We start from the raw sequence: 22,916 nt of genomic DNA, 5'->3' as shown, positions 1-22,916 counted from the left end.
ATCACTCGACGTCCACGTCCCGCTTGCCGCGGCGGACGATGAGCGGGTCCGGCTTGCCGATGACGTCGGCGGCCTTGTCCGGGTAGTCGAACTGCGTCAGGAAGTACCGCATGGCATTGAGCCGCGCGCGCTTCTTGTCGTTCGACCGCACGATCGTCCACGGCGCGTAGCGCTTGCTCGTCCGGGTGAACATCGCCGTCTTCGCCTCGGTGTAGTCCTCCCAGCGGTCGAGCGACAGCAGGTCGATGTCGGACAGCTTCCACCGCCGCACCGGGTCGAGCTGGCGCATCGCGAACCGGGTCCGCTGCTCGCGCCGGGTCACCGAGAACCAGAACTTCGTCAGGTGGATGCCGGAGTCGACGAGCATCCGCTCGAACTGCGGCACCTGGGTCATGAACGACTCGTACTCGTCGTCGCTGCAGAAGCCCATCACCCGTTCGACGCCGGCGCGGTTGTACCAGGAGCGGTCGAACAGGACCATCTCACCGGCGGCCGGCAGGTGCTGCACGTACCGCTGGAAGTACCACTCACCACGCTCGCGCTCGGTCGGCTTGCTCAGCGCGACGACCCGCGAGGTCCGGGGGTTGAGGTGCTCCGTGAACCGCTTGATCGTGCCGCCCTTGCCCGCGGCGTCACGCCCCTCGAAGAGCACGACGACCTTCTGGCCGGTGTCCTCGAGCCAGTACTGGCACTTCAGCAGCTCGATCTGCAGCAGGTACTTCTGGTACTCGTACTCGTCCCGCGGCAGGCGCTCCGAGTACGGGTAGTCGTCCTGCCAGGTGAGCACCGGGTTGCCGTGCGGGTCGATCAGCTCCGGGTCGGCCGTCTGACCGTCCGCGACGCTGTACCCCTCGGTCCGCAGCTGTTCGATGTACTCCCGCAACGGCTGCGAGTACGGCGCTGTGTCCACGGTGTCCTCCCTCTGCGAGCCGATCGGCTGTCGGCCCCAGGGCCATCCTGGCCCGGCCACCCGCACGACCGCCCCACGCCTCGCCCTGGACGCGACCCGATGACGGCCTGGAGGCGCGGTGCGGGCCCGCCCCGCGCCTCCCGACCGCATGTGGCCCTTCACAGGCATGATGGGGCCATGACGGACCAGGCCGAGATGATCCACCCCGAGATCGCACCGAGCGGAGACGGGTGCGTCGAGTGCGACGCGACCGGCTCGTGGTGGGTGCACCTGCGCCGCTGCGCGGCGTGCGGCCACGTCGGCTGCTGCGACGACTCCCTCAACACCCACGCGACGCGGCACTGGGAGGAGACCGGGCACGCGGTCATCCAGAGCTACGAGCCCGGCGAGACCTGGGCGTGGGACTACCGCGACGACGCCCGTTCCGAAGGGCTCGAGCTCGCGGCCCCCACCAGCCACCCCGTGACGCAGGCAGTCCCCGGGCCGGCGGATCGCCTTCCCGGGGACTGGTTGGAACTGCTCGGCGGATCGCGCTGATCCGCCGCGGTCGTCAGGTCAGTTCAGCCCGACCTGCGTCGCCGCGTACTCGGCCTGCGGCTGCGTGAACTGGTTCCCTGCGGACGACGTGAGCTGTGCGATGAGGCTCGCGCGCGAGAAGCCCATGCCCGAGGACATGTAGCCCTCCGCGGCGGTAACCGCCTGTGCGTTCCAGTCGGCCCCGGCCTTCGAGACGGCGTACTGCGCCTGCTCGGGGGTGAACTGGTTGCCGGCGCTCGACGTCAGCTGACCGTTCAGGCTGGCCTCGGAGAAGCCCATGCCGGAGTCGAGGTACCCCTTGGCTGCGGCGAGTGCCTGTGCGTTCCAGTCGGCACCGGAGTGGTCGATGGCCCACTGCGCGTCCGCCTGGGCGAATCCGTTGCCCGCGCTCGAGGTCAGCTGCTGGAGCAGGCTGGCGGCGGAGAAGCCCATGCCGGAGTCGAGGTAGCTCTTCGCAGCCGCAGCTGCCTGGAGCTGTCCGACGGTGCCGGATGCCTCGGCGGGCTTGTCGGCGGTCGCCTTCTCGGGGGTCTTCGGCTTCTCCGCCTTCTTCGACTCCTCGCTCGCAGCGGCCGGGCTGGCAGCGGCGACCTCGGTGGCAGCAGCAGCGTCAGGGGTGGCAGAGTCGTCGGAGGAGCCGCTGTACACGCCCGCGAGCATGGCGCCGAGGATCACTGCGACAGCGCCGACGACGGTCCCCGCGACGGCACGGCGCCCCTTGCGACGGATGCCGATGATGCCGAGCACCACCGCGACGACGCCGAGGAAGATGCCGAACCCGTTCGTCGGCGGGATCACCGCGAAGAGGATCCCGAGGATCCCCAGGACGACCGCTGCGGTGCCGAGGCGGGCTCGTGCCGGACGCGGCTCGGGAGCCGCGGGGACGTAGGCAGGAGGCTGCTCGGTGGGGGTGGTCTCGGGCATGTCGGGTTCTCCGGAAGTTCTGAGGATCAGCAAAGGCGAGCAAACGTTACAACCGGTCCGGACCCCGTTGCACCGCAGAGATCGAGTCAGCTCGGAACCTTGCGCGAACCCGCAGCGATGTGGTTCGGCGACCACCCAGAACTGGGGGACCACGCCGCTTTCGCGGCTCGCGTTCGGCGGACACGGCAAGAGGAAGAGGCACGGAGCCAGCTGGCTCCGTGCCTCTCAATTGTTCGTCAGGTCAGACGGCCGCGGTCGCCTCGTCGCGGTGCGGGAGCTTCCAGCCCGGACGCACGAAGTGGCAGGTGTAGCCGTGCGGGTTCTTCTCGAGGTAGTCCTGGTGCTCGTCTTCGGCCTCCCAGAACGGGCCGGCCGCGGTGACCTCGGTGACGACCTTGCCGGGCCAGATGCCCGACGCGTCGACGTCCGCGATGGTGTCGAGGGCGACCTGCTTCTGCTCGTCCGAGGTGGTGAAGATCGCCGAGCGGTAGCTGCGACCGATGTCGTTGCCCTGGCGGTCCTTCGTCGACGGGTCGTGGATCTGGAAGAAGAACTCCAGCAGGTCCCGGTACGAGATCTGGGACGGGTCGAAGACGATCTCGACCGACTCGGCGTGGTCGCCGTGGTTGCGGTACGTCGCGTTCGGCACGTCGCCGCCGGAGTAGCCGACGCGGGTGCTGACGATGCCGGGACGACGACGGAGGAGCTGCTGCGCTCCCCAGAAGCATCCGCCGGCGAGGATGGCGGTCTCGGTGGTGGTCATGGTGGCCTCCTGGGCTCTTGTGTCACTGGCTGCGACACCGTGTGGTGCAACCGGCAACAGGGACGATCTGTTCCCGTCGTCAGGTCCGCTGTGGGGCGCGGACCCACCCGGGTGTGCGGTCGGTACGACTCGACCCTACGAGTCCGTGCTCCGTGTCGCCCCTGCGGTACGGTCGGGCTCACATGAAGCGGTCATCCATCGACGAAGTCCGGCGCCGTCCCCGTGGCTGGTGGCTGCTCGGACTCGCGTTCTGTTTCCTCGTGTTCCTCGAGGTGTTCGCGGCGATCGGCTCGCTGCCGGGGATGGTCGCCGCGCAACTGGAGCAGTACACGCCCTGCGCTTTCGACGTGACGTTGCAGTGTTCGTACGCCGTCGGGGAGACCGCGCAGTTTCTCGTGCCGCTGGTCGCACTCGTCGTCGCGATCACGACCTGGGTCATCGGGGCGTCTGGTGCTCCCACGGTGCGGCGACAGGTGCTGATACCCACGATCGGCCTCGTGGTCATCGTCCTGATCTTCGTGCTCGGTGTCGTCGCGATCGATCTGTCGATCCGATGACCGTCGTCAAGCGAAATCGCCGCCCCACGCTCCGGGGGACCTGATGCCGTTCACTGCAGAAGAAGCCGCCGAGCAGTCGGCGATCCTGGCCGACCTCCGAGCGCTGGGGTACGACTTCCCGAGCCTGTCCGCCTTCGCTCAGTCGGGTGTCCGGTACAAGGACGCGGTGCCGACGCTGCTCGAGTGGTTGCGGAAGGCGCGGACGCCGATGATGCAGCGGGCAGTCGCTCGTACGCTGACGAACCCATCGGCAAAGGGCGCAGTCATGCCCGCGCTGATCGATGCGTTCCGGAACTTCACCGACGAAGCGGGTACTCGCTGGGCGGTGGGGAACTCGATCGAGACGGCGTACGTGGACAGGTACTTCGCTGACGTGGCAGCGCTTGCGCTCGATCCTCGGTACGGACGTGCACGGCAGATGGTGGCCCTCGCGCTGGGGAAGTCGAAGCGGCCTGAAGCGGTCGATGTCCTCCTGCAGCTGATGGACGACCACGACATCAGCGGGCATGCGGTGTTCGCGTTGAGCAAGCGGTCGAACCCGCGAGCGCGCGAGGCGTTCGAGGAGAAGCTGACCGACGACCGCCCGTGGGCGCGGAAGAAGGCTGCGCTCGGGCTGCGGAAGATCGGGTAGTTCTGACCCCGCTCGTTGCGAGAGACTGCTCTTCGCGTCGATTCTCGTGGAGGAGCGCTTCCAGCAAGCCGGAGCGGCGTCGATCGACCTGCGGTGATCGAGACCAAGAATGGCGCTCGCCGCCCCACGCTCCCGAGGACCTGATGCCGTTCACTCCAGAAGAAGCCGCCGAGCAGTCGGCGATCCTGGCCGACCTCCGAGCGCTGGGGTACGACTTCTCGAACCTGTCCGCCTTCGCGCAATCGGGTGTCCGGTACAAGGACGCGGTGCCGACGCTGCTCGAGTGGTTGCGGAAGGCGCGGACGCCGATGATGCAGCGGGTGATCGCGCATGCGCTGACGAACCCGTCGGCAACGGGCACGGCCATGCCTGCGCTGATCGGGGCGTTCCGGAACTTCACCGACGAAGCGGACACACGCTGGGCGGTGGGGGCCTCGATCGAATCAGCGTACGTGGACACGTACTTCGCTGACGTGGCAGCGCTCGCGCTCGACCGGAAGTACGGCGATGCTCGCCAGATGGTGGCCCTCGCGCTGGGGAAGTCGAAGCGGCCCGAAGCGGTCGATGTCCTCCTGCAACTCATGGACGACCACGACATCAGCGGGCATGCGGTGTTCGCACTGAGCAAGCGGTCGAACCCGCGAGCGCGCGAGGCGTTCGAGGAGAAGCTGACCGATGACCGCCCGTGGGTGCGGAAGAAGGCTGCGCTCGGGCTGCGGAAGATCGGGTGATACGGTCAGGCCGCGTGAAGCGGTCATCCATCCACGACGAGGGCCAGCGCCCGTGTGTTCGTGGCGTCTCGCTGGAGAAGGTCGCTTGACCGCACCTGACCCAGCTCGATGGGTGTTGCACCCGAACCCGGTGTGGGCCGGCCGAGTCGACTTCGTCGCAGACGCGATGATCGCTGAAGAGCCGACGAGTCCCCTTCGATTCGAGCAGCTCCTCTTCCGGGACCTCGGTGACGGCCTGCACCAGCTCTGCTGCATCCCGTTCTTCACGTACGGCTGGTCGCTCGGTGATGGAGTGCGTCTTGAGGAGCGTGAGGGAGTCGGTCCCACGCCGACTGCAGTTCTCGAACGAAGCGCATTCTGGGTTCTCCGAGCTTTCGTTGAGAGTGATGACGCAGCCGCAGCGCTCCTCGAGCTGTTGCAGCGGAATGACGCGCTCGTGGAAACGCGTGGACGTCTGGTCGCGTTCGCGGTCGAGGGTGCCCAGAGACTGGCTGCTGTCCGAGAGGAACTGGAAGCTCTGCAGCGTCCGGGTTTCCTGTCCTACGAGACCGGCTGGCTCTGACCCCGCTCGTTGCGGGAGACTGCTCCTCGTGTCGATCTTCATGGAGGAGCGCTTCCGGCAAGCCAGAGCGGCGTCGATCGACCTGCGGGGTACGACGGTCTGGGCGATCCTCGAGCTCCCGCCCGGGCACAGCAGCCCGTGAACCGAAGTCGCCGCCCCACACTCCGGAGGACCTGATGCCGTTCACTGCAGAAGAAGCCGCCGAGCAGTCGGCGATCCTGGCCGACCTCCGTGCGCTGGGGTACGACTTCTCGAACCTGTCCGTCTTCGCCCAGGCCCGGATTCGGTACAAGGACGCGATCCCCCTGCTGATCGAGTGGCTGGGGAAGGCGCGGACGCCGGCGATGCAACAGGACCTCGCTCATGCGCTGTCGAACCCGTCGGCAAAGGGCACGGCCATGCCTGCGCTGATTGAGGCGTTCCGGAACTTCACCGACGAAGCGGATACACGCTGGGCGGTGGGGGCCTCGATCGAATCAGCGTACGTGGACACGTACTTCGACGACGTGGCAGCGCTGGCGCTCGATTCGCAGTACGGACGTGCACGGCAGATGGTGGCCCTCGCGCTGGGGAAGTCGAAGCGGCCCGAAGCGGTCGACGTCCTCCTGCAGCTGATGGACGACCACGACATCAGCGGGCACGCGGTCTTCGCACTGAGCAAGCGGCCGAACCCGCGAGCGCGGGCGGCGTTCGAGGAGAAGTTGACCGACGACCGACCGTGGGTGCGGAAGAAGGCTGCCCTCGGGCTGCGGAAGATCGCGTGAAGCGTGCCATCTGACGGACCGGAGGCGACCAGCTCGAAGGGGAAAGGAATCGTAGGAATGCCGGACTACACCGTCGTCACGCACGAGAACCCAGTGCTCGGGGTCGAGAAGGTCGTCCGGGTGGAGCTTGACCCGTCGTGGGACACGATCCGCTACGAAGACCTGACGATCATCGTCCTCGACGACGGCCGCAACGTTGTCAGCTGCGTCCCCTTGTTCGCGAAGAACGTCCATCTCGGAGACATCATCAAGACGGTCGAGAACACTTCGACCGGACAGCTCGAGTACGGAGGACGTGTCGACCGGGGACAGTCTTGGGTCTTCAGGATCAGTCCTCGCGATGAAAGCGCCTTCCGCATTGCTCACGATGTCATCCACGAATTCGGCGGCGCCGTCGAGACGTGGGGCTCGATCACAGGAGTAGCGATCCGAGGGGATGCGGCCGCCGACCGGTTCGCGGACCGGTTGCAGCGGCTGGAGGACGACGGACTCCTCGAGTACGACACCGCAGAGCGCTGAGCGGGCGAACGTGTCATGGGGTGGCGAGCCCCTGATGCGGGACAGCGTCCGATGCTCGCGGCCCCCGCACCCGGCGAACGATCGACCGGTTGCGTACACCGACCTGGAGGCGCCGTGCCAGCTGGCACCGCGCCTCCAGGTCGGGGTTGGCCGGTGTCAGCTCACGGTGTGCTCGAGCGCGTCGAGTGCGCAGACCGCCGGCGCTCGGCACGAGGCGCGAGGTATCGCCGCTGTTGTCGCGGCCGCGGGGCTACTGTCGCGCAGGGTCTCACCAGCTCCTGCGCGGGCCTGAGTTGAGACGAAGCTCCTCAACCATCGACCATGAGAGACAGCCGGTGTCACTGAAGTGCAACCTGCCACCAAGTGCCCCGGTGAGCATCGTGGCAGGTCGCAAACTGGTGGAAGCAAGGGTGCGCCACTACGGCTTCAAATGCGAGTGAGGCCGCGATCATCGGAAGATGATCGCGGCCTCACTCGGCTGGAACTACATTTCACCTAGGAACAGCAAACTCGATGTTGCCCTAGGTGGCGTGGACTCACGCTGCCGCCTCTGTGAGCGTGACAATGAAGCCATCTACAGCTTGCGGTCCGGATGTTGTGGAATTGATTGACTGCATCTTCGTGCCACCAGGGGCAGGTTCGAGGCCAGATCCCTGCGCGGGAGCGAAACGGAATTTCACGGACCGAATCTCACTGATGACCCCGACCAGGCTTGCGGTTGCATCATCTTTGCTCATCTCGTAGACCCACGACACCGTCGCGCTCTCCAAAATCGCTGAAGCCCAGTCCGGTTCAAGTGCGGCGACTGGCCAACGAACCGCTTCCCCGGTTGTCAAGGTGGCGTCGGTGTCCTCGAGTACCCAAGCTGGCACGAAGGCGGATCCGCCGACCTCTCTCATCTCATCCATCCGGGGCACTTCTCGATCTTATTCTTTTGCCGGCAGTAAGCAGTAATAACACCGCTCGGTGCGCCGTCCCACTTATTCGCCCGCTTGTTGACGATAACGCGGAAGTGCGCTCGATCAACAATCTGGTAAGGATAGGTGGCTTTGAACTTCAAGAATTCAGTGTCGTACTGGTAAGTGTGTGAGTTCGGGTTCTTCCGCGTATCGAAATGCTGCGTCGCCTGCTTCGTGCGCGAAGCAGTCGTCGCGTGCTTTGAGACGATCTTATCCCGAACGTGCCTGCGAAGGTAAACGTGATAGCCGTACTTGTCGTCCCAGGAGCCGACGATGTAGCTGCTGGTGGGCTGCTGTGTCGTTTTGGCCGCACTGATGGAGTTCTCGACCGCTGAATCGTCGATCCGATCGCCACCCACGGTTTCGTAGGTTTCGGCTGCGCCGCCAGCAACTGCTGTGAATGAGCCGATATCTGACTTGAGTGTCACTGTCTCCTGGGAGGGACCAGAGGCACCTGTAACTGTCGCTGTCCAGTAGTAGTTCGTCCCTGCTGTAAGTGTTCCAGCAGGAACTTCCCAATTACCGTCCGTCGGGTCACTCACGATGATGGGAGCAGTCGATCCATCGGTGTGCGTGGAGATTGTGAACTGAACCTGCGTATCCACGGCAAGGGCGTCTGTTGACGAACCCACGCTGAGTGCTGCGGAGTCAGCGCCAAGTGGAGCTCCGTTCGCGGGCTCGAGGGTGAGGGGCGCTGATGCCCAGTCACCGAGACCGAACGTGAACTCGGTCGACTTCAGCGTATTTTCTTCACTGTCAGTCACCGAGGCGGTGATTGTGTTCAACCCTCCCATGGTGTCCATGGTGAATGTTCCCGTCGACGGGCCGCTCGCTTCCAAGGCGGTTCCCCAGACGGTGAGGCCGTTGTTGTCAATGATGAGAGAAGCGTCATCAGCAAATGCGGCACCAACTGAGTATGCGCACGTGATGCCATCCGTCGGATACTCGGTCGTCCAGGTGCCGGCGGAGTAGGGCGCGTCGCACGTGATCTCGGGAGCGTCAGGGTCGACGTACCAACCCTGCACGTCGATGAGATAGTGCGTCGGATCAGCGACATTGTTCAAATTAATCTTGCCGCTTGCGGCGAGCGGGACGGTGACCGTGTTGGTACGGATCTCGTCCTTGCGGAAATTGATCGACGTGGTATCCGGTTTGTCGGTTCCATCGGCCCAGACCGTTGCGCGTCCTTCGCTGCCCGCGTGGTACGCGGTGAGAGTGAGGACGACCGCATTGATACCGGACCCCATGACGGGGACGCCGGCCCTACCTGCAACCTGAACAGACCGGGTCTCGTTTTTCGCGACGATCGTATTACCGCTTGCGGTGGAGTTGTACACCCGGCCGATGCCGGGGACGAAGGTCGCTCCGGTGGTGCCAGCGGCGGTGAAGTACCCTTGCAGGTCGATGACGAGATTGATGGTGCTCGATCCGTTGTAGATCGTCATCCTCCCGTCGGCGGAGAGCCGCACTTGCGCCTGGATTGACGTGTTCGTCGAGGGTGCGTAGTGCAGCGCGTTAGCTGGGCGGGCGGTGCCGGTGGCGTACGGCGTGAGGTAGCCGTCCGAACTAGTGGTGTTGATCGGGAGCAGATTCACCACCGCCGCCGATGCGCCGTCCGCGACGCCGTTGGCGCCCGCCACCTGGATGTCGATGCTCTTCCCCGGCGCGAGGGTGGACTTGGTCACGCCAAGCCCAGAGCGGGTGTCGACGATGCGCTTACCAGCGACCGGGATGAAGCCTCCGGCAGCGGTGCCATCGTCATCCGTGGTGTAGTAGCCCTGCACATCGAGGATGAGTCGCGCGGAAGTCTCGGTTGCGACCTGGATCGTACCCTCAGAGCTGACAGCGACGATCGCGGAGTTGGAGACGTATTCACCGGTGGTGCCGTTGTAGATGAGCATCATGGTGCGCGAGGTGTCCGCGTCCGGGCGCCCGAACAGCGATCCGTTGGCGCTTGATCCGCTGACGGTGGCATTTAGCGATACGGCACCGACACTGCCGTCGCTCGGGATCCCGGCAAGCCCTGCGATCTTTACCGTCCGGTAGCTACCGGGTTGCATCGGCGTACTGTAGCCGCCTGTTCCCACCTTGGTGTCGAGTACACGTCCTGAGGCGGGGACGAATACACCACCGGTCCCGGTGTCGTTCACGGCCTGCGCCGGCGCGGTGACGAGAAGTGATCCGACAAGAGCCAGCGCGCCGAGAGCGGCAACGGCAAGACTCCGCCTTCTCGTACGCGGAGTGTGCAACATGGTGCGCACGAAAATCCCCTAAAGTTACTCAACAGCATCGTGCTGTCAATCCTCTGAGCTTAGAGGTCAGCGGATTCCAAGGTGCAGTCCCCAGATGGGGTACACCGCTGGCCTCCCCTTTGATCCGTGGCCACCCCCTTACCCCGCCGTCAACCGGAGGTCTTGCCGCAACGCCCTGCGACTGGCTCACTCCTACGTCGAAGCGCTCGGTACATCGTGGTTTGGCTGACGCCGAGCACGTTTCCGGTCTTCGCCACCGTCATGTCCAGCGGCTCCGATAGTCGACCAGCAGTCAGCATCTGGCCGGTCGACCGCTTTGGCGGGCGTTCGTCGGTTAGGCGAGCCCGGTGCGGTTCGCTCCTTGATGAGATCTCGCTCGAACTCGGCAAATGCGGCAAGACCTGGAAGACGAGCCGTCCACCGAACGAGTTCGTGTCGATCGTCTCTGCAACGCCCGGAACCACCACTCTGCTCCCCCATCGCCTGAAACTGGTCGATCAGATATCGAATGGATCGAAGCGGTGGCGACTCGTCTCGTCCGAGCTGCGGTCAAGCGCGTCGGACCGATGGGATCCCGTAGCACTCCGAGTCTCGCAACTGTGTGTCGCAACCCGCCGGCTCGACTGTTGTCTTCGACGTCGGTTGCGAGACAGCCGCCGTGATGGGCTGAAGCTGGTCGGGTGCCCGGAGCGACCAGGCGGCACGAAGCAGCTCGCCAGGCACGGTGCGAACGCACGGTGGGTGAGGCTTGCCCGTGATCTGGCCGTGTACGGACGGGAGGCGCAGTGCCAGCTGGCACCGCGCCTCCCGTCCGGGGTGGGGCCGCGTCAGCTCGCGGTGTCCTCGAGCGCGTCGAGCGCGGCCACGTCCTCGGCGGCGAGCACGAAGTCGACGTCGGCGTTCTCGGCGATGCGCGACGGGGTCGTGGACTTCGGGAGCGGCAGGACGTCCTTCTCGAGCAGGTAGCGGATCGCGACCTGGGCAACGGTCTTGTCGTACTTCGCCGCGATCTCGGCGATCTGCTCGTTCTCGAGCAGGCCACCGGTGGCGAGCGGGGAGTAGCCCTCGGTCAGGATGTCGTGCTCGCGGTCGAAGGCGGTCGTCTCGTCCTGGGTGTTGCCGATGAACCAACGGATCTGGTTGGCGTGCGGGACGACGTCCGTGCGGCCGAGCAGGTCCTCGAGGTCGGCGACGGCGAAGTTCGAGACACCGATGCTCTTGGTGCGGCCGGCGTCGTAGAGCTCCTCGAAGACCTTCCACACCTCGACGTTTCCGTCGCGGTGGTCGGAGCCCATGTCGCTCCAGGGCCACGGCGCGTGGATCAGGTACAGGTCGACGTGTCCGAGGTCGAGGTTGTTGCTCGACTCCTCGAAGGCGTCGCGGGCGCCCGAGGCCGTCTTGATCTCGGCCGGCAGCTTCGTGGTGATGAAGAGTTCGTCGCGGGGGATGCCGCTGTCGCGGACGGCCTCGCCGACGCTCGCCTCGTTGCCGTACGCCAGGGCGGTGTCGATGTGGCGGTAGCCGAGGTCGAGGGCGGTCTTCGTGGCGTCGTACGCGTCGGAGCCGGATGGGATCTGCCAGGTGCCGAAGCCGATCTTCGGGATGTGCAGACCGTTGGACAGGGTGAACGTGTCGATGAGTGCGGGCATGCAGCGGACAGTACGCCGCAACCGCACAGCGTTCCGAGGGGCTGCCGGGTTGCATGGCGCCCACCTCGAACGGACGGAAGGACGCCCCCATGCCCCTGAACCCCACCGTGCACGACCGGAAGACCGGTGTCACCCCGCCCGGAGCGGCCGGCGGCTTCGAGCTCGCCCTGCTCGACCGGGGCGCCGCCGTGCTGCAGACCTCGGCGCCGCTGCGGGGTTTCGACGTCTACGTGGTCGGCTTCCACTGCGTGAAGGGCGAGCCCGACGTGCAGATGGAGGCGCACCACTTCTGCAAGGTGGTGAACGCCGAGATGCTGCAGTGCGTGCTCTTCGACGGCAACACCGCCGACGCGAACCTGATCGGCATCGAGTACATCGTGTCCGAGCGGCTCTTCGAGTCCCTCCCCGAGGACGAGCAGGCGTCGTGGCACCCGCACAACCACGAGGTGTTCTCCGGTGAACTCGTCGCCCCGGGCCTGCCGATCGCGGTGGAGACCGAGCTGATGGGGCACCTGGTGAACTCGTACGGCAAGACCTGGCACACCTGGCACAGCACCCCGATGGGTTCGCAGCCCGCACACGACCTGCCGATCGGCGATCCGATGCTCATGTGGTCGTTCAACCGCGAGGGAGAGGTGGACAGCGCGCTGCAGCAGGACCGGAACCAGGCGATGCGCACCGATCCGGAACCGCGCAAGCAGTCGCGGGCGAAGTACCTGGACCGCGCCCACCCGCAGCGCGGTGTCGGCGCGATGCGCGACGCCTTCACCGGCACGACCCCGACCCCGGGTGTCGTCGACGCGGACGACGGACGCCCCTGACGACGGACGGGAGGCCCGTGGCGGTGTCGCCACGGGCCTCCCGTCCGTCGTTTGCTGGTTCAGCGCGCGGTGCGCGTCCCGATCCGCGGCAGGACGAAGCCGAGCACGATCATCGCGACGGCCAGGAAGGCGTGCAGCACGTTGTCCGCGCTGTTCAGCGGCACGAAGTTCGCGCCACCGGCCATGCCCGCGGTGAAGAGCCCGTAGACGAAGAGCACCGCGTAGACGATGCCGCCGGCGACGAGGTACAGGCGTGCGGAGGCTGCACGGCGGGCGGCGAGCAGCCCGACGATGCCGAAGAGCAGGTGCACGATGTTGTGCAGGACGGACACCTGGAACAGGCCCAGGAGCAGGGCCATGGAGCCGTGGCCGGCCATGGACATCGAGCCCATGTCCATGGTGAGTCCGGGGATGAACCCGGCGATGCCGACGATCAGGAAGACGACACCGAAGACGAACGCGCCCCGCTGGGTCCACGTCGAACCGGAGGTGGTGCGTGCGGTTGCTGCGCTGCTGGTCATGATCAGCCCTCTTTTCTGTACGCGCCGCGGTGTGCGGCACACATGACATTCGGAGCGCTTCCCCGGTCGGTTTGCAGGTCAGTGCTCGGCAGTCCCGGCGGCGGTCACGACGGCGGTCACCGCGGTGGTCAATCCGCGCACCAGCAACGCCCGCGATCGGGCGGTCGCGGTGCCGTCCGGATCACTCCACGCGGCGCGGGCGAGCCCGTCCACCAGGGTGATCACGGCGTCGGCGACGACGAGCACCGGCTCGGACGGCGCCGCCCCGTGCCGCGCGGTCCATCGCTCGATCCCGGCCACCACGCCGTCGCGCCAGAGCCGTCGTTCGGCGTCGAGCAGGTCCCCGTCGCCGTCCGGGGCGAGGGCTGTCGCGCTGAGGGCCTCGAGCACCCGGAACCGCTCGGGTTCGCGCCGTACCAGGTCGAGGTACGCCGAGATCCCCGCCTCGAGCGCGGTGGCGAGGTCGTCGTGCTCGTCGGCGGCCGCGAGCACCGGCGGCAGGACCGCACGCGCCTGCCGTTCGAGCAGCGCGACGACCAGGTTGCGCCGGGCCCCGAAGGCGTAGTGCACGACACCGTGGGCGACGCCGGCTCGGGCGGCGACGGCCCGGGTGGTGAGGCCGCGCAGGCCGTCGTCCCGCACGACCAGGGCGGCGGCGTCGAGCAGTTCCGCACGCCGGTCCTGTCGGCTGCGGTACCCGCGCGTCTGCTGCTCGTCGGTCATCACAGGAAGCGTACGGGGCGCGTGCAGGACCGGCCGCGAAGATGAAGTCGGCCAAGCGGCCAAATCAGCGAGCACCCGAGGAGTCAGCATGGAGACCGTCGTCCGAGCAGCAGGACCCGCCGAGTTCGAGGCGGCCGCGGCCGTCCTCGCCGAGGCGTTCGCCGACGACCCGGTGCTCGCCGAGTTCCGGCCGCCGCGTCCCGGCGAAGACCGCCCCGCCGTGCTGACCGGCCTGTTCGCCGCGCTCATCCGGTCGGTGCCGATGCCCGCGCGACGGGTGGACGTCGCCACGATCGGTGACCGGGTGGTCGGCGCCGCCTTCTGGCAGGCACCCGGTCGGCAGCCCGGAGGCGGCCGGGCCTTCGTGCGGCAGGTGCCGGCGTTCCTCCGGGTCCTGGGGCTCGGCGGGGCGCTCCGTGCGGTGGCGCACCTGCGCCGCATGGAGCGCGCCCGACCGGTCACCCCGCACTGGTACCTCGCCGAGATCGGGGTGTCCGCGTCAGCACGTGGTCGGGGCATCGGCGGACTGCTGCTCGGCCACGCACTCGAGCGCGCGGACCGGACCGCGGACGGCGCGTACCTGGAGTCCTCCACCCCCGTGAACCGTCGGCTGTACCGACGGCACGGGTTCACGGACGGTGCGCCGATCGCGGGGTTCCGAGCGGCGACCCCGATCAGCATGTGGCGTCCGGCGGCCGGCTGACCCGGCACCGGGGGACACCGAGCCTGTGCCCCCGCGCACGAGCGCTGCCTACCGTCCACGGCACACCACGACGAGAGGAAACACCATGGCAAGTGGAGTCGCAGCAGTCTGGGTCCCGGTCAGCGACATGGAGCGCGCCGTCGCGTTCTACCGCGACACGCTCGGTCTCACCGTCAAGGACCAGTCCGACGACTGGAGCGAGATCGACGCCGGCGGCCTGATGATCGGCCTGAACGGGCGTGAGTCCGCCAGCCAGTCGAGCGACGGCGGCGCCGTCGTGTCGTTCCAGCCGGACGGCAGCATCGAGGACGAGGTCGCCGCGCTCAAGGAGCGCGGCGCGGACATCCAGGGCGAGATCAGCGAGCACCCGTGGGGCAAGATCATCCCCTTCAAGGACAGCGAGGGCAACGGCCTGCAGCTGTACTCGCCCCCGCAGGGCTGACCCGGCCGGGTGCGGGACGCACCCATGGACGGACGGGAGGCCCGTGGCGACGCCGCCACGGGCCTCCCGTCCGTCCGCGGCCGGCTACGCGGACCCGCGCCAGACGACCTCCGTCGGCAACAGCAGACCGCGTGGACCGTCGTCGGTGCCGCCGATCTGCTCGAGGACCTGGTGCGCCGCCTGCTCGCCGAGCAGGCGCGCCGGCTGCCGCACCGTCGACAGTTGCGGGTCGCACCGCAGCGCCCAGGCACTGTCGTCGAACCCGACCACTCCGACGTCGGCCGGCACGCTCCGGCCGCTGCGCTGCAGGACGTCCATGGCACCGGCGGCGACTGCGTCGGACGCAGCGAACACCCCGTCGATGTCCGGGGCGCGCTCGAGCAGCTCGCGCATGCCCTCGGCGCCGGCGGTGTAGCTGAACAGGGGGTTCCGGGCGACGAGGTCGGGGTCGAAGCGCTCGCCGAGTGCCGCGGTGAACCCCGCCAGACGGTCCTGGCCGGAGTCGCGGTCGAGCCCGGACGCGAGCATCCCGATCCGGCGTCGACCGGTGTCGATCAGGCGCCGGGTGATCTGCTCGGCTGCGGCGCGGTTGTCGATGCCGATGTACGAGATGTTCGCGGCGTCGGACGGGTGCCCGACGAAGCACGCGGGCATGCCGATCTCCTCGATCGCGCCGGTGATCGGGTCGCCGTCGCGGGCGGACAGCACGATGGCGCCGTCGACGAACCCGCCGCGCAGGTACTCGACCACGCGCTCGCTGTCGCGGGCGGAGTCGACCATGATCGTGACGAGCTGCTGGTCGGCGTCGGACAGCACGGCGTTCGTGCCGATCAGGATGTTGCCGATGTTGGGGTCGTCGAGCACCACGACCGAGGGTTCGTGGACGATGAGCGCGATCGCTCCGGAACGCCGGGTGACCAGGCTGCGGGCGGCGGCGCTGCGCACGTAGCCGACGCGTCGGACGGCGTCCTGCACGGCCTCGCGCGCCTTCGGCGAGACGTACGGCTCGTCGTTGAGCACCCGTGAGACGGTGCCGCGCGACATCCCCGCTTCGTCGGCGACGTCCTGGATCGTGGCGCGCTGACGAGCGGATCGGACCTCGGACATGGGGCAACCATATCCGGCGCTGAGGAGCCCTCGGAACGCCTCGCAGTTGACAGGGTGCAGCCGCTGGTGTTTGATCTGGGAGCGCTCCCAGAAACTTCCAGCCCCGATCGGCCGGTGCGAACTGGGAGCGCTCCCAGAACACTGGGTGGCCTTCGCCGTCGAAGGGGTCGCACGCGACCGAGGCGGCCGGGGTCGCCCCGATCAGCGAGGATCCCCGTGACGACCACCACCCTGCCGACGACCGCCACCGGCGCGCTCGGCCTCGGCTCGACGGGCCTCGCGTTCGGGTGCGACTACAACCCCGAGCAGTGGGACCCCGAGGTGTGGGTCGAGGACGTCCGGCTCATGCGCGAGGCCGGCGTGAACCTCGTCGCGATCAACGTCTTCGGCTGGTCGCACGTCGAGCCGCGGCAGGGCGAGTACGACTTCGCCGCGCTCGACACCGTCATCGAGCTGCTGCACGGCGCGGGCATCGGGGTCGACCTCGGCACGGGCACCGCCTCGACGCCGCCGTGGCTCACCACCCGGTACCCCGAGGTCCTGCCCGTCGTCGCCGACGGCACCACCCGCTGGCCCGGTGGCCGCCAGGCGTTCTGCCCGAGCTCCCCGATCTACCGCGAGCACGCCCTCGCCCTGGTCCGCGCCACCGCCGAACGCTACGGCGACCACCCCGCCGTGCGGCTCTGGCACGTGTCGAACGAGCTCGGCTGCCACAACGCGCACTGCTACTGCGACGTCTCCGCCCAGGCGTTCCGCGGTTGGCTGCAGGACCGGTACGGCACGGTCGACGCGCTCAACGCCGCCTGGGGCACCTCGTTCTGGAGCCAGCGCTACTCCGCATGGGAGCAGGTGCTGCCGCCCCGCGCGACGCTGTCGTTCACGAACCCGGCGCAGACCATCGACTTCGACCGGTTCTCGTCCGACGAGCTCCTCGGCCACCACCGTGCCGAGGCCGCCGTCCTGCGCGAGCTGAGCGACAAGCCCGTCACGACCAACTTCATGGTCGCCGCGCACATCACGGCGCTCGACTACTGGTCGTGGGCCGGCGACATGGACGTCATCGCGAACGACCACTACCTGGACCACCGCCTGCCCCGGCCGCACGTCGAGCTCGCCTTCGCCGCCGACACCACCCGTGGCCTGGCCGGCGGCGCCCCCTGGCTGCTCATGGAGCACTCGACGGGTGCCGTCAACTGGCAGCCGCACAACGTCGCGAAGGCCCCGGGCGAGATGCTCCGGAACACCGCGGCGCACATCGCCCGCGGCGCCGACGGGGTCTGCTTCTTCCAGTGGCGCGCATCCGTGCAGGGCAGCGAGAAGTTCCACTCGGCGCTGCTGCCGCACGCCGGCACCGAGTCGAAGACCTGGCACGACGTGGTCGCGCTCGGCGCCCTGGTCGAGCGGCTCGGCGAACTGCGCGGGTCGCGTGTGGTCGCCGACGTCGCGCTCGTGTTCAGCTGGGAGAACCAGTGGGCCGCCGACCTCGAGGCCCACCCCAGCACCGCGCTCCGCTACCTGGAGCAGGTCCACGCCTTCCACGCCGCGCTCTGGGACCTCGGCGTGACCGTCGACGTCGTCGCCCCTGGGGCACCGCTCGACGGGTACGCGCTCGTCGTCGTCCCCGAGCTGTACCTGGTCCGCGACGAGCACGCGGCCGTCATCGCCGACCACGTCGCCGGCGGCGGGCACGCGATCGTCAGCTGCTTCAGCGGCATCGTCGACGAGCGCGACCGGGTCCGTACCGGCGGCTACCCGGGCGCCTTCCGTGACCTGCTCGGCGTGCGGGTGGACGAGTTCCTCCCGCTCGCCGCCGACGCCACGATCGCGCTGTCCGACGGCACGACCGGCAGCGTCTGGTCGGAGCCGGTCGAGCTGCGCGGTGCGACGAGCGTCGTCGACTACGCCGAGGGGCCGCTCGCCGGCCGCCCGGCCGTCACCCGCAACGAGCACGGCGCCGGGACCGCCTGGTACACGTCCACGGTGCTCGACGCCGGTGCGCTGGGCGGGTTCGTCCACCGCGTCCTCGACGAAGCCGGGGTGCGCGCCGACCCCGCCGTCCGCCCCGGACTCGAGGTCGTGCGACGCCGGGACGACACCCACGAGTGGGTCTTCCTGCTGAACCACTCCGACCGCACCGTGGAGCACCACGAGGCCGGCCACGAGCTCGTCGCCGACCGCCCCGTCACCGGGACCACCGCCATCGCCCCCGGCGGGACCCAGATCATCCGCACCGACAGGAACCGCTCATGACCACCACCGCACAGTCGCCCAGCGCGACCCGACGACGCCGGGGCGGCGGGTTCCGCTACCGCCGCGCGATCGCGATCTTCGTCCTGCCGTTCGCCGTCCTGTTCACGGCGTTCTACCTGGTCCCCATCCTCTACGCCGTGTGGGAGTCGCTGCAGAAGATCGAGCGGCAGGGCACGTTCGGCGCCCCGACGCAGGTCTTCGGCGGTCTGAGCCAGTACGCCCTGGTGTTCCAGGACGGCGAGTTCTGGAGCTCCGTGCTCCGCGTGCTGCTGTTCGGCGTCGTGCAGGTGCCGGTGATGCTCGGGCTCGCGCTCCTGTTCGCCCTGCTGCTCGACTCCCCGCTGCTCCGCGGCAAGCGGTTCTTCCGCCTGGCGTTCTTCGCGCCGTACGCGGTTCCCGGCGTCATCGCCGCGATCATGTGGGGCTACCTCTACGCCCCCGACCTGTCGCCGTTCTCCGCCGTGACCTCGCGGGTCGACCTGCTCGGCGGCAGCACCGTGCTGTGGGCCGTCGCCAACGTCGTGACCTGGGTCTACGTCGGCTACAACATGCTCATCATCTACTCGTCGCTCCTCGCGATCCCCGCCGAGGTGTACGAGGCGGCGAAGCTCGACGGTGCGTCCCAGCTCCGGATCGCCCTGTCGATCAAGATCCCGCTCGTGGTGCCGGCCATCGTCCTCACCGCGGTGTTCTCCGTCATCGGCACCCTGCAGCTGCTGACCGAGCCGACCGTGTTCCGCCAGTTCACCTCGACCATCTCGTCGACCTTCACGCCGAACATGCTCGTCTACTCGACGTCCTCGGTGCCGAACTTCAACCTCGCCGCGGCGTTCTCGGTCGTCCTCGCCGTCGCCACGTTCGTCCTGTCGATCGGGTTCCTCCGACTGACCCAGCGGAAGGTCGCCGAATGACCGTCAACGCCCCGTCCCAAGGTGACCTCGTCCGCGACGCCGGCCGACCGCTCGAGCCGAACCGGGCCTCCCGTCCGCAAGGGCGCGGAGCGCGCGGTCCCCGTGAGAGCGTCATCTCGCGCAGCGCCGCGATGATCGTGATGGGGGTCTTCACCCTCTACTTCCTGCTGCCGATCTTCTGGCTACTGGTCTCGTCCACCAAGACCGCCGCGAACTTCAACTCGACGTTCTCGCTGTGGTTCAGCGCCACCTCGGTGCAGGACTTCTTCGGCAACCTCGTCGAGCTGTTCACGCGGCAGGACGGCATCTACCTGCGCTGGCTGCTGAACAGCATCGCCTACGCCGGGGTCGCCGGCCTGCTCGGCACCGTGCTCTCCGCGATGTGCGGGTACGCCCTGGCCAAGTACCGGTTCCGCGGCCGCGAGGTCCTGTTCAACGTGTTCCTCGGCGGCGTGCTCGTGCCGGCGACCGCCCTGGCCCTGCCGCTGTTCCTCATCTTCAGCCAGGTCGACCTGACCGACACGTTCTGGTCGGTGTTCCTGCCGAGCATCGTCAGCCCGTTCGGCGTCTACCTGTCGCGGTTGTTCGCGGCGTCGAGCGTGCCCGACGAGATCATCGAGGCCGCCCGGATCGACGGCTCCGGCGAGGTCCGGACGTTCTTCACCGTGGCGGTCCGGCTCATGTCGCCCGCGCTCGTGACGATCTTCCTGTTCCAGTTCGTCGCCGTGTGGAACAACTTCTTCCTGCCGCTCGTGATGCTCCGCGACTCGTCGCTGTTCCCCGTCACCCTCGGCCTCTACACGTGGAACTCGAGCGTGAACCAGTACCCGGACCTGCGCACCCTCGTGCTCATCGGGTCGTTCGTCTCGATCATCCCGCTGCTCATCGCCTTCCTGAGCCTGCAGCGCTTCTGGCGCTCCGGCCTGGGCTCCGGCGGCCTGAAGTAGCCCCTCGACCCGCACCCCTTCCCGCACCAGCTCTCCCCACACCACATCCGAACGGAAACAGCATGAAGACAACGAAGTTCCTCAGCGTCGCCGCGATCGCCGTGGCCGCCACCGTGGCCCTCGCCGGCTGCAGCACGGGTGGCAGCAGCAGCGGCGGCGGATCCGACACCACGGCCGCCAGCTGCAAGCCCTCGGACGGCAAGGTCACCCTCGACTTCACGACCTGGGTGCCGAACATGGACAAGGTCGTCGCGATCTGGAACAAGGCCAACCCGGACATCCAGGTCAAGGTCTCGATCGTCGCGAACGGCAACAGCGGCACCTACCAGAACTTCTTCAACCAGCTGAAGGCCAAGCAGGCGCCGGACATCGGCCAGGTCGAGTACGACACCCTGCCGGCGTTCCGCGTGCAGGGCGGCCTCGAGGACATCGGCGCGTGCGCCGGCATCAGCGACGCGAAGAAGGACTTCTCCGACGGCCTGTGGAACCAGGTGACCTTCGGCGAGTCGAAGTCGGTCTACGCCGTGCCGCAGGACTCCGGTCCGATGGCGCTGTACTACCGCAAGGACCTGTTCGAGAAGGCCGGCCTCGACGCCCCGAAGACGTGGGAGGAGTACGCCGAGGACGCCGTGAAGATCAAGGCGCTCGGCGGCAACATCACCAACTTCGCCAAGGGAGACGTCAACCAGTTCGCGGGGCTCGTCTCGCAGGCCGGTGGCCAGTGGTTCGAGAACTCGGGCCAGGACTGGAAGGTCAACCTGAACGACGACGCGTCGAAGAAGGTCGCCGACTACTGGCAGGACCTGATCGACAAGAAGCTCGTCAACACCCTGCCGAGCTTCACCGACCAGTGGAACAGCGCCTACGACAGCGGCAAGGACTGGACCTGGGTCTCCGCGGTCTGGGGTGCGAACACCATCTCGAGCGGTGCGCCGTCGACCTCGGGCAAGTGGGCCGTCGCGCCGATGCCGCAGTGGAAGTCCGGTGAGACCAAGTCGGCCGCCTGGGGCGGTTCGTCGAACGTCGTCTTCGCGGGCAGCGAGCACCCGGCCGAGGCGTCGAAGTTCCTGGTCTGGCTGAACACCTCGACCGAGGCGCTCTCCGCACTGAACAAGGAGGCCAACCTGTACCCGGCCTCGACCACCGGCGCCGACCTGCCGGCCCTGACCGAGGGGCTCGACTTCTACGGCGGCCAGAAGATCTACGAGGAGTTCGCCACCGCGGCGAAGGACATCCAGCCCTTCACCTGGGGCCCGACGATGACGCAGACCTACTCGGACGTCTCCGACGGCTTCGGGCAGGCGGCGTCCGGCTCGGGCACGTTGGCCGAGGCGCTCGAGTCCGGGCAGTCCAAGACCATCGCGGCGCTCAAGGCGCAGTCGATCCCGGTCAAGGGCTGACGGACGGCGGCTGACGTCGCGCGGTCCACGCGCTGACAGCGGACAGGAGGCCCGTGGCGGGATCGCCACGGGCCTCCTGTTGCGTCTCGGGGTCGTGTTCCGGACCCCGTCGCGCTGGCGGCGTGCTCGTCGCGCGCTCGTCGCTACGCGACCGCGATCTCGTTGGGCACGCCCGGCAGTTCGTCGCTCGAGGCGATGACCTTGCCGGTGGTCAGGTCGACGGCGTGGACCTTCTGCTCGGCGGGGTCGGTGACGTAGGCGACGTCACCCTCGACCTTCAGGGCCGGGTGGGCGTCCTGCCACTCGGTCGGGCCCTCCCACGCGTCGATCACCGGGTACGACTCCAGCTGCTCGCCGGTGGTCTCGTCGAAGGTGTGCAGGGCGCCGTCGTCGCCGAGCACGACGGCCTCGTCGCCGGGGCCGCGGGCCAGGTCGCGGAACGTGAAGCCGACGCCGTCGGGCATGTCTGCGACGGTGTACTCGCCCGAGGCCGCGTCGATCAGGGCGATCTGGTCGAGCAGGTAGCCCTCGCTGTCGGGGTCGTCGTTGTAGTCGCCGACCGCGACGGACGAGTCCTCGGTGGTGAACAGGTTGCCGGTGCGGCCGTACTCGGTCGGGGCGTCGATCTTCTCGAACGCGCCGTCCTGGTAGACCAGCGCACCGTCGGTGCAGCCGAACACCGCGACCTCGCCCTTGACCGCACCCTCGCCGTGCACGTCGGGGCACTCCTCGGACCGGGTGGTCTCCTCGCCGTCGGCGTCCAGGGCGCGCACGCCGGAGCGGCTCTGCTCGGTGCCGATGGTGGTCAGGAGCGTGCCGTCCTCGAGCTCGATCGCGACGCCGTGGTGGGCGGCCTCGGACTTCGTCGTCTCGGCCTCGGGCAGGTCGGCGCCGTCGAGCTCCGTGTGGTCGAACGTCGTCACGTCGCCGGTGCCGTCGGCGAACAGGGCGGTGCGGTCGCCGTGGACGACCGCGTGGCCGCCGGTGTCGGCGGGGAACACCGCGTCGGTCAGGGCGGGCTCGGCCTGCGTGTCGAGGACCCGGAAGCCCTCGGGCACGGTGACGAGCACGTGGCGTCCGTCACCGGCCGGGTTGACCCGGGTGAAGCCGTCGATCGCGTCGTCGGCCACGACCCGCAGGTCCTGGTCGAGGACCAGCAGGCCGCCGTCGTGGGTCAGGGTGATGCGGGTCCCGTCGGCCTTCGGGCTAGCAGTGCTGTCGGACCCGGCGTCGGTGTTCGTGGCGCACCCGGTCAGGGCCAGTGCGGCCGCGCCGAGCAGGGCGGCGGGCCACACGGCCCGGAGCGTCTTCGTGTTCGTCATGCTGTTCACTG

The 22,916-nt window shown here is 68.2% G+C and carries 24 protein-coding genes; 14 read left to right on the top strand and 10 right to left on the bottom strand.

The features are described from left to right. Position 1: 1 nt before the first annotated feature. The gene (gene ppk2, locus DEJ00_RS12210) at positions 2-910 is read right to left on the bottom strand and encodes a polyphosphate kinase 2 (protein WP_027467245.1); all 909 of its coding nucleotides are present in this window, start codon (positions 908-910) and stop codon (positions 2-4) included. Between the two features lie 177 nt (positions 911-1,087). Between ppk2 and DEJ00_RS12205 the strand changes: the two genes are divergently transcribed. Next, positions 1,088-1,447, top strand: a complete 360-nt coding sequence (locus DEJ00_RS12205; RefSeq protein WP_111057568.1) for a UBP-type zinc finger domain-containing protein — start codon at positions 1,088-1,090, stop codon at positions 1,445-1,447. A gap of 18 nt (positions 1,448-1,465) precedes the next feature. Here DEJ00_RS12205 and DEJ00_RS18550 read toward each other — a convergent pair whose 3' ends face one another. Further along, complete coding sequence (locus DEJ00_RS18550) at positions 1,466-2,371, bottom strand: Ltp family lipoprotein (RefSeq protein WP_181440172.1); 906 nt, start codon at positions 2,369-2,371, stop codon at positions 1,466-1,468. 241 nt (positions 2,372-2,612) lie between these two features. Then, positions 2,613-3,134, bottom strand: coding sequence for a peptide-methionine (S)-S-oxide reductase MsrA (gene msrA / locus DEJ00_RS12195; RefSeq protein ID WP_110858541.1), 522 nt, complete (start codon positions 3,132-3,134; stop codon positions 2,613-2,615). Positions 3,135-3,316: 182 nt separating this feature from the next. Here msrA and DEJ00_RS12190 point away from each other — a divergent pair, with 182 nt between their 5' ends. From DEJ00_RS12190 to DEJ00_RS12165, 6 genes are all read left to right on the top strand, one after another. After that, positions 3,317-3,691 (top strand): hypothetical protein, encoded by a 375-nt coding sequence (locus DEJ00_RS12190; RefSeq protein WP_111057532.1) that lies wholly within the window; start codon positions 3,317-3,319, stop codon positions 3,689-3,691. Positions 3,692-3,857: 166 nt separating this feature from the next. Further along, entirely contained in the window at positions 3,858-4,322 is a 465-nt protein-coding gene (locus DEJ00_RS12185) for a HEAT repeat domain-containing protein (protein ID WP_146247957.1), read from the top strand. A gap of 143 nt (positions 4,323-4,465) precedes the next feature. Further along, complete coding sequence (locus DEJ00_RS12180; protein WP_111057530.1) at positions 4,466-5,053, top strand: HEAT repeat domain-containing protein; 588 nt, start codon at positions 4,466-4,468, stop codon at positions 5,051-5,053. Positions 5,054-5,138: 85 nt separating this feature from the next. After that, entirely contained in the window at positions 5,139-5,615 is a 477-nt protein-coding gene (locus DEJ00_RS12175) for a DUF4265 domain-containing protein (RefSeq protein WP_181440171.1), read from the top strand. Between the two features lie 176 nt (positions 5,616-5,791). Next, on the top strand, positions 5,792-6,379 hold the full coding sequence (locus tag DEJ00_RS12170) for a HEAT repeat domain-containing protein (RefSeq protein WP_111057528.1): 588 nt from the start codon (positions 5,792-5,794) through the stop codon (positions 6,377-6,379). Between the two features lie 57 nt (positions 6,380-6,436). Continuing rightward, positions 6,437-6,898, top strand: coding sequence for a DUF4265 domain-containing protein (locus tag DEJ00_RS12165; RefSeq protein WP_071245188.1), 462 nt, complete (start codon positions 6,437-6,439; stop codon positions 6,896-6,898). A 536-nt stretch (positions 6,899-7,434) separates the two neighbouring features. Here the strand turns inward: DEJ00_RS12165 and DEJ00_RS18295 are convergent. The 3 genes from DEJ00_RS18295 to DEJ00_RS12155 form a co-directional block, all read right to left on the bottom strand. After that, complete coding sequence (locus DEJ00_RS18295) at positions 7,435-7,806, bottom strand: DUF6578 domain-containing protein (RefSeq protein WP_181440170.1); 372 nt, start codon at positions 7,804-7,806, stop codon at positions 7,435-7,437. Beyond that, entirely contained in the window at positions 7,794-10,118 is a 2,325-nt protein-coding gene (locus DEJ00_RS12160) for a hypothetical protein (protein WP_146247955.1), read from the bottom strand. The genes DEJ00_RS18295 and DEJ00_RS12160 overlap by 13 nt, the downstream gene beginning before the upstream one ends. A gap of 818 nt (positions 10,119-10,936) precedes the next feature. Then, a complete protein-coding gene (locus DEJ00_RS12155) occupies positions 10,937-11,758 on the bottom strand; it encodes an aldo/keto reductase (RefSeq protein WP_111054772.1) in 822 nt (273 codons plus the stop codon). An 89-nt stretch (positions 11,759-11,847) separates the two neighbouring features. Between DEJ00_RS12155 and DEJ00_RS12150 the strand changes: the two genes are divergently transcribed. Then, entirely contained in the window at positions 11,848-12,579 is a 732-nt protein-coding gene (locus DEJ00_RS12150; protein WP_111057526.1) for an OBAP family protein, read from the top strand. A gap of 59 nt (positions 12,580-12,638) precedes the next feature. Here the strand turns inward: DEJ00_RS12150 and DEJ00_RS12145 are convergent, their stop codons facing one another. Then, positions 12,639-13,100 carry a DUF4383 domain-containing protein gene (locus tag DEJ00_RS12145; RefSeq protein WP_027467234.1) on the bottom strand — a complete coding sequence of 154 codons (462 nt, stop codon included), beginning with the start codon at positions 13,098-13,100 and terminating at the stop codon, positions 12,639-12,641. A gap of 78 nt (positions 13,101-13,178) precedes the next feature. Further along, positions 13,179-13,823: a TetR family transcriptional regulator gene (locus DEJ00_RS12140; protein ID WP_181440169.1), complete on the bottom strand. Its 645-nt coding sequence runs from the start codon at positions 13,821-13,823 to the stop codon at positions 13,179-13,181. A gap of 88 nt (positions 13,824-13,911) precedes the next feature. Here DEJ00_RS12140 and DEJ00_RS12135 point away from each other — a divergent pair, with 88 nt between their 5' ends. Both DEJ00_RS12135 and DEJ00_RS12130 read left to right on the top strand, forming a co-directional pair. Next, the gene (locus tag DEJ00_RS12135; RefSeq protein ID WP_111057524.1) at positions 13,912-14,526 is read left to right on the top strand and encodes a GNAT family N-acetyltransferase; all 615 of its coding nucleotides are present in this window, start codon (positions 13,912-13,914) and stop codon (positions 14,524-14,526) included. Positions 14,527-14,611: 85 nt separating this feature from the next. Next, on the top strand, positions 14,612-14,968 hold the full coding sequence (locus DEJ00_RS12130; RefSeq protein ID WP_111057523.1) for a VOC family protein: 357 nt from the start codon (positions 14,612-14,614) through the stop codon (positions 14,966-14,968). An 84-nt stretch (positions 14,969-15,052) separates the two neighbouring features. On the opposite strand, the gene DEJ00_RS12125 is transcribed toward DEJ00_RS12130, so the two are convergent. Beyond that, on the bottom strand, positions 15,053-16,075 hold the full coding sequence (locus DEJ00_RS12125; RefSeq protein WP_111057522.1) for a LacI family DNA-binding transcriptional regulator: 1,023 nt from the start codon (positions 16,073-16,075) through the stop codon (positions 15,053-15,055). Between the two features lie 216 nt (positions 16,076-16,291). Here DEJ00_RS12125 and DEJ00_RS12120 point away from each other — a divergent pair, with 216 nt between their 5' ends. The 4 genes from DEJ00_RS12120 (at position 16,292) to DEJ00_RS12105 (ending at position 21,583) form a co-directional block, all read left to right on the top strand. Continuing rightward, the gene (locus DEJ00_RS12120; protein WP_111057521.1) at positions 16,292-18,325 is read left to right on the top strand and encodes a beta-galactosidase; all 2,034 of its coding nucleotides are present in this window, start codon (positions 16,292-16,294) and stop codon (positions 18,323-18,325) included. Then, on the top strand, positions 18,322-19,236 hold the full coding sequence (locus DEJ00_RS12115; protein WP_111057520.1) for a carbohydrate ABC transporter permease: 915 nt from the start codon (positions 18,322-18,324) through the stop codon (positions 19,234-19,236). Before DEJ00_RS12120 ends, DEJ00_RS12115 begins: the two co-directional genes overlap by 4 nt. Then, positions 19,233-20,183 (top strand): carbohydrate ABC transporter permease, encoded by a 951-nt coding sequence (locus tag DEJ00_RS12110; RefSeq protein WP_258373673.1) that lies wholly within the window; start codon positions 19,233-19,235, stop codon positions 20,181-20,183. Before DEJ00_RS12115 ends, DEJ00_RS12110 begins: the two co-directional genes overlap by 4 nt. Before the next feature lie 62 nt (positions 20,184-20,245). Further along, a complete protein-coding gene (locus DEJ00_RS12105; protein WP_071245168.1) occupies positions 20,246-21,583 on the top strand; it encodes an ABC transporter substrate-binding protein in 1,338 nt (445 codons plus the stop codon). 143 nt (positions 21,584-21,726) lie between these two features. Here the strand turns inward: DEJ00_RS12105 and DEJ00_RS12100 are convergent, their stop codons facing one another. After that, on the bottom strand, positions 21,727-22,905 hold the full coding sequence (locus DEJ00_RS12100) for a hypothetical protein (RefSeq protein WP_111057519.1): 1,179 nt from the start codon (positions 22,903-22,905) through the stop codon (positions 21,727-21,729). Between the last annotated feature and the right edge of the window lie 11 nt (positions 22,906-22,916).

The organism is Curtobacterium sp. MCLR17_039 (assembly GCF_003234745.1).
Classification (GTDB): domain Bacteria; phylum Actinomycetota; class Actinomycetes; order Actinomycetales; family Microbacteriaceae; genus Curtobacterium; species Curtobacterium flaccumfaciens.
This window is presented reverse-complemented; position numbering and strand designations above follow the sequence as displayed.

Excerpts from the sequence above, each read along its gene's own strand:
- DEJ00_RS12205 (WP_111057568.1), top strand. The coding sequence starts at position 1,088 with ATGACGGACCAGGCCGAGATGATCCACCCCGAGATCGCACCGAGCGGA.
- DEJ00_RS18550 (WP_181440172.1), bottom strand. The coding sequence starts at position 2,371 with ATGCCCGAGACCACCCCCACCGAGCAGCCTCCTGCCTACGTCCCCGCG.
- msrA (WP_110858541.1), bottom strand. The coding sequence starts at position 3,134 with ATGACCACCACCGAGACCGCCATCCTCGCCGGCGGATGCTTCTGGGGA.
- DEJ00_RS12190 (WP_111057532.1), top strand. The coding sequence starts at position 3,317 with ATGAAGCGGTCATCCATCGACGAAGTCCGGCGCCGTCCCCGTGGCTGG.
- DEJ00_RS12180 (WP_111057530.1), top strand. The coding sequence starts at position 4,466 with ATGCCGTTCACTCCAGAAGAAGCCGCCGAGCAGTCGGCGATCCTGGCC.
- DEJ00_RS12170 (WP_111057528.1), top strand. The coding sequence starts at position 5,792 with ATGCCGTTCACTGCAGAAGAAGCCGCCGAGCAGTCGGCGATCCTGGCC.
- DEJ00_RS12165 (WP_071245188.1), top strand. The coding sequence starts at position 6,437 with ATGCCGGACTACACCGTCGTCACGCACGAGAACCCAGTGCTCGGGGTC.
- DEJ00_RS18295 (WP_181440170.1), bottom strand. The coding sequence starts at position 7,806 with ATGGATGAGATGAGAGAGGTCGGCGGATCCGCCTTCGTGCCAGCTTGG.
- DEJ00_RS12155 (WP_111054772.1), bottom strand. The coding sequence starts at position 11,758 with ATGCCCGCACTCATCGACACGTTCACCCTGTCCAACGGTCTGCACATC.
- DEJ00_RS12150 (WP_111057526.1), top strand. The coding sequence starts at position 11,848 with ATGCCCCTGAACCCCACCGTGCACGACCGGAAGACCGGTGTCACCCCG.
- DEJ00_RS12145 (WP_027467234.1), bottom strand. The coding sequence starts at position 13,100 with ATGACCAGCAGCGCAGCAACCGCACGCACCACCTCCGGTTCGACGTGG.
- DEJ00_RS12140 (WP_181440169.1), bottom strand. The coding sequence starts at position 13,823 with ATGACCGACGAGCAGCAGACGCGCGGGTACCGCAGCCGACAGGACCGG.
- DEJ00_RS12135 (WP_111057524.1), top strand. The coding sequence starts at position 13,912 with ATGGAGACCGTCGTCCGAGCAGCAGGACCCGCCGAGTTCGAGGCGGCC.
- DEJ00_RS12130 (WP_111057523.1), top strand. The coding sequence starts at position 14,612 with ATGGCAAGTGGAGTCGCAGCAGTCTGGGTCCCGGTCAGCGACATGGAG.
- DEJ00_RS12125 (WP_111057522.1), bottom strand. The coding sequence starts at position 16,075 with ATGTCCGAGGTCCGATCCGCTCGTCAGCGCGCCACGATCCAGGACGTC.
- DEJ00_RS12115 (WP_111057520.1), top strand. The coding sequence starts at position 18,322 with ATGACCACCACCGCACAGTCGCCCAGCGCGACCCGACGACGCCGGGGC.
- DEJ00_RS12110 (WP_258373673.1), top strand. The coding sequence starts at position 19,233 with ATGACCGTCAACGCCCCGTCCCAAGGTGACCTCGTCCGCGACGCCGGC.
- DEJ00_RS12105 (WP_071245168.1), top strand. The coding sequence starts at position 20,246 with ATGAAGACAACGAAGTTCCTCAGCGTCGCCGCGATCGCCGTGGCCGCC.
- DEJ00_RS12100 (WP_111057519.1), bottom strand. The coding sequence starts at position 22,905 with ATGACGAACACGAAGACGCTCCGGGCCGTGTGGCCCGCCGCCCTGCTC.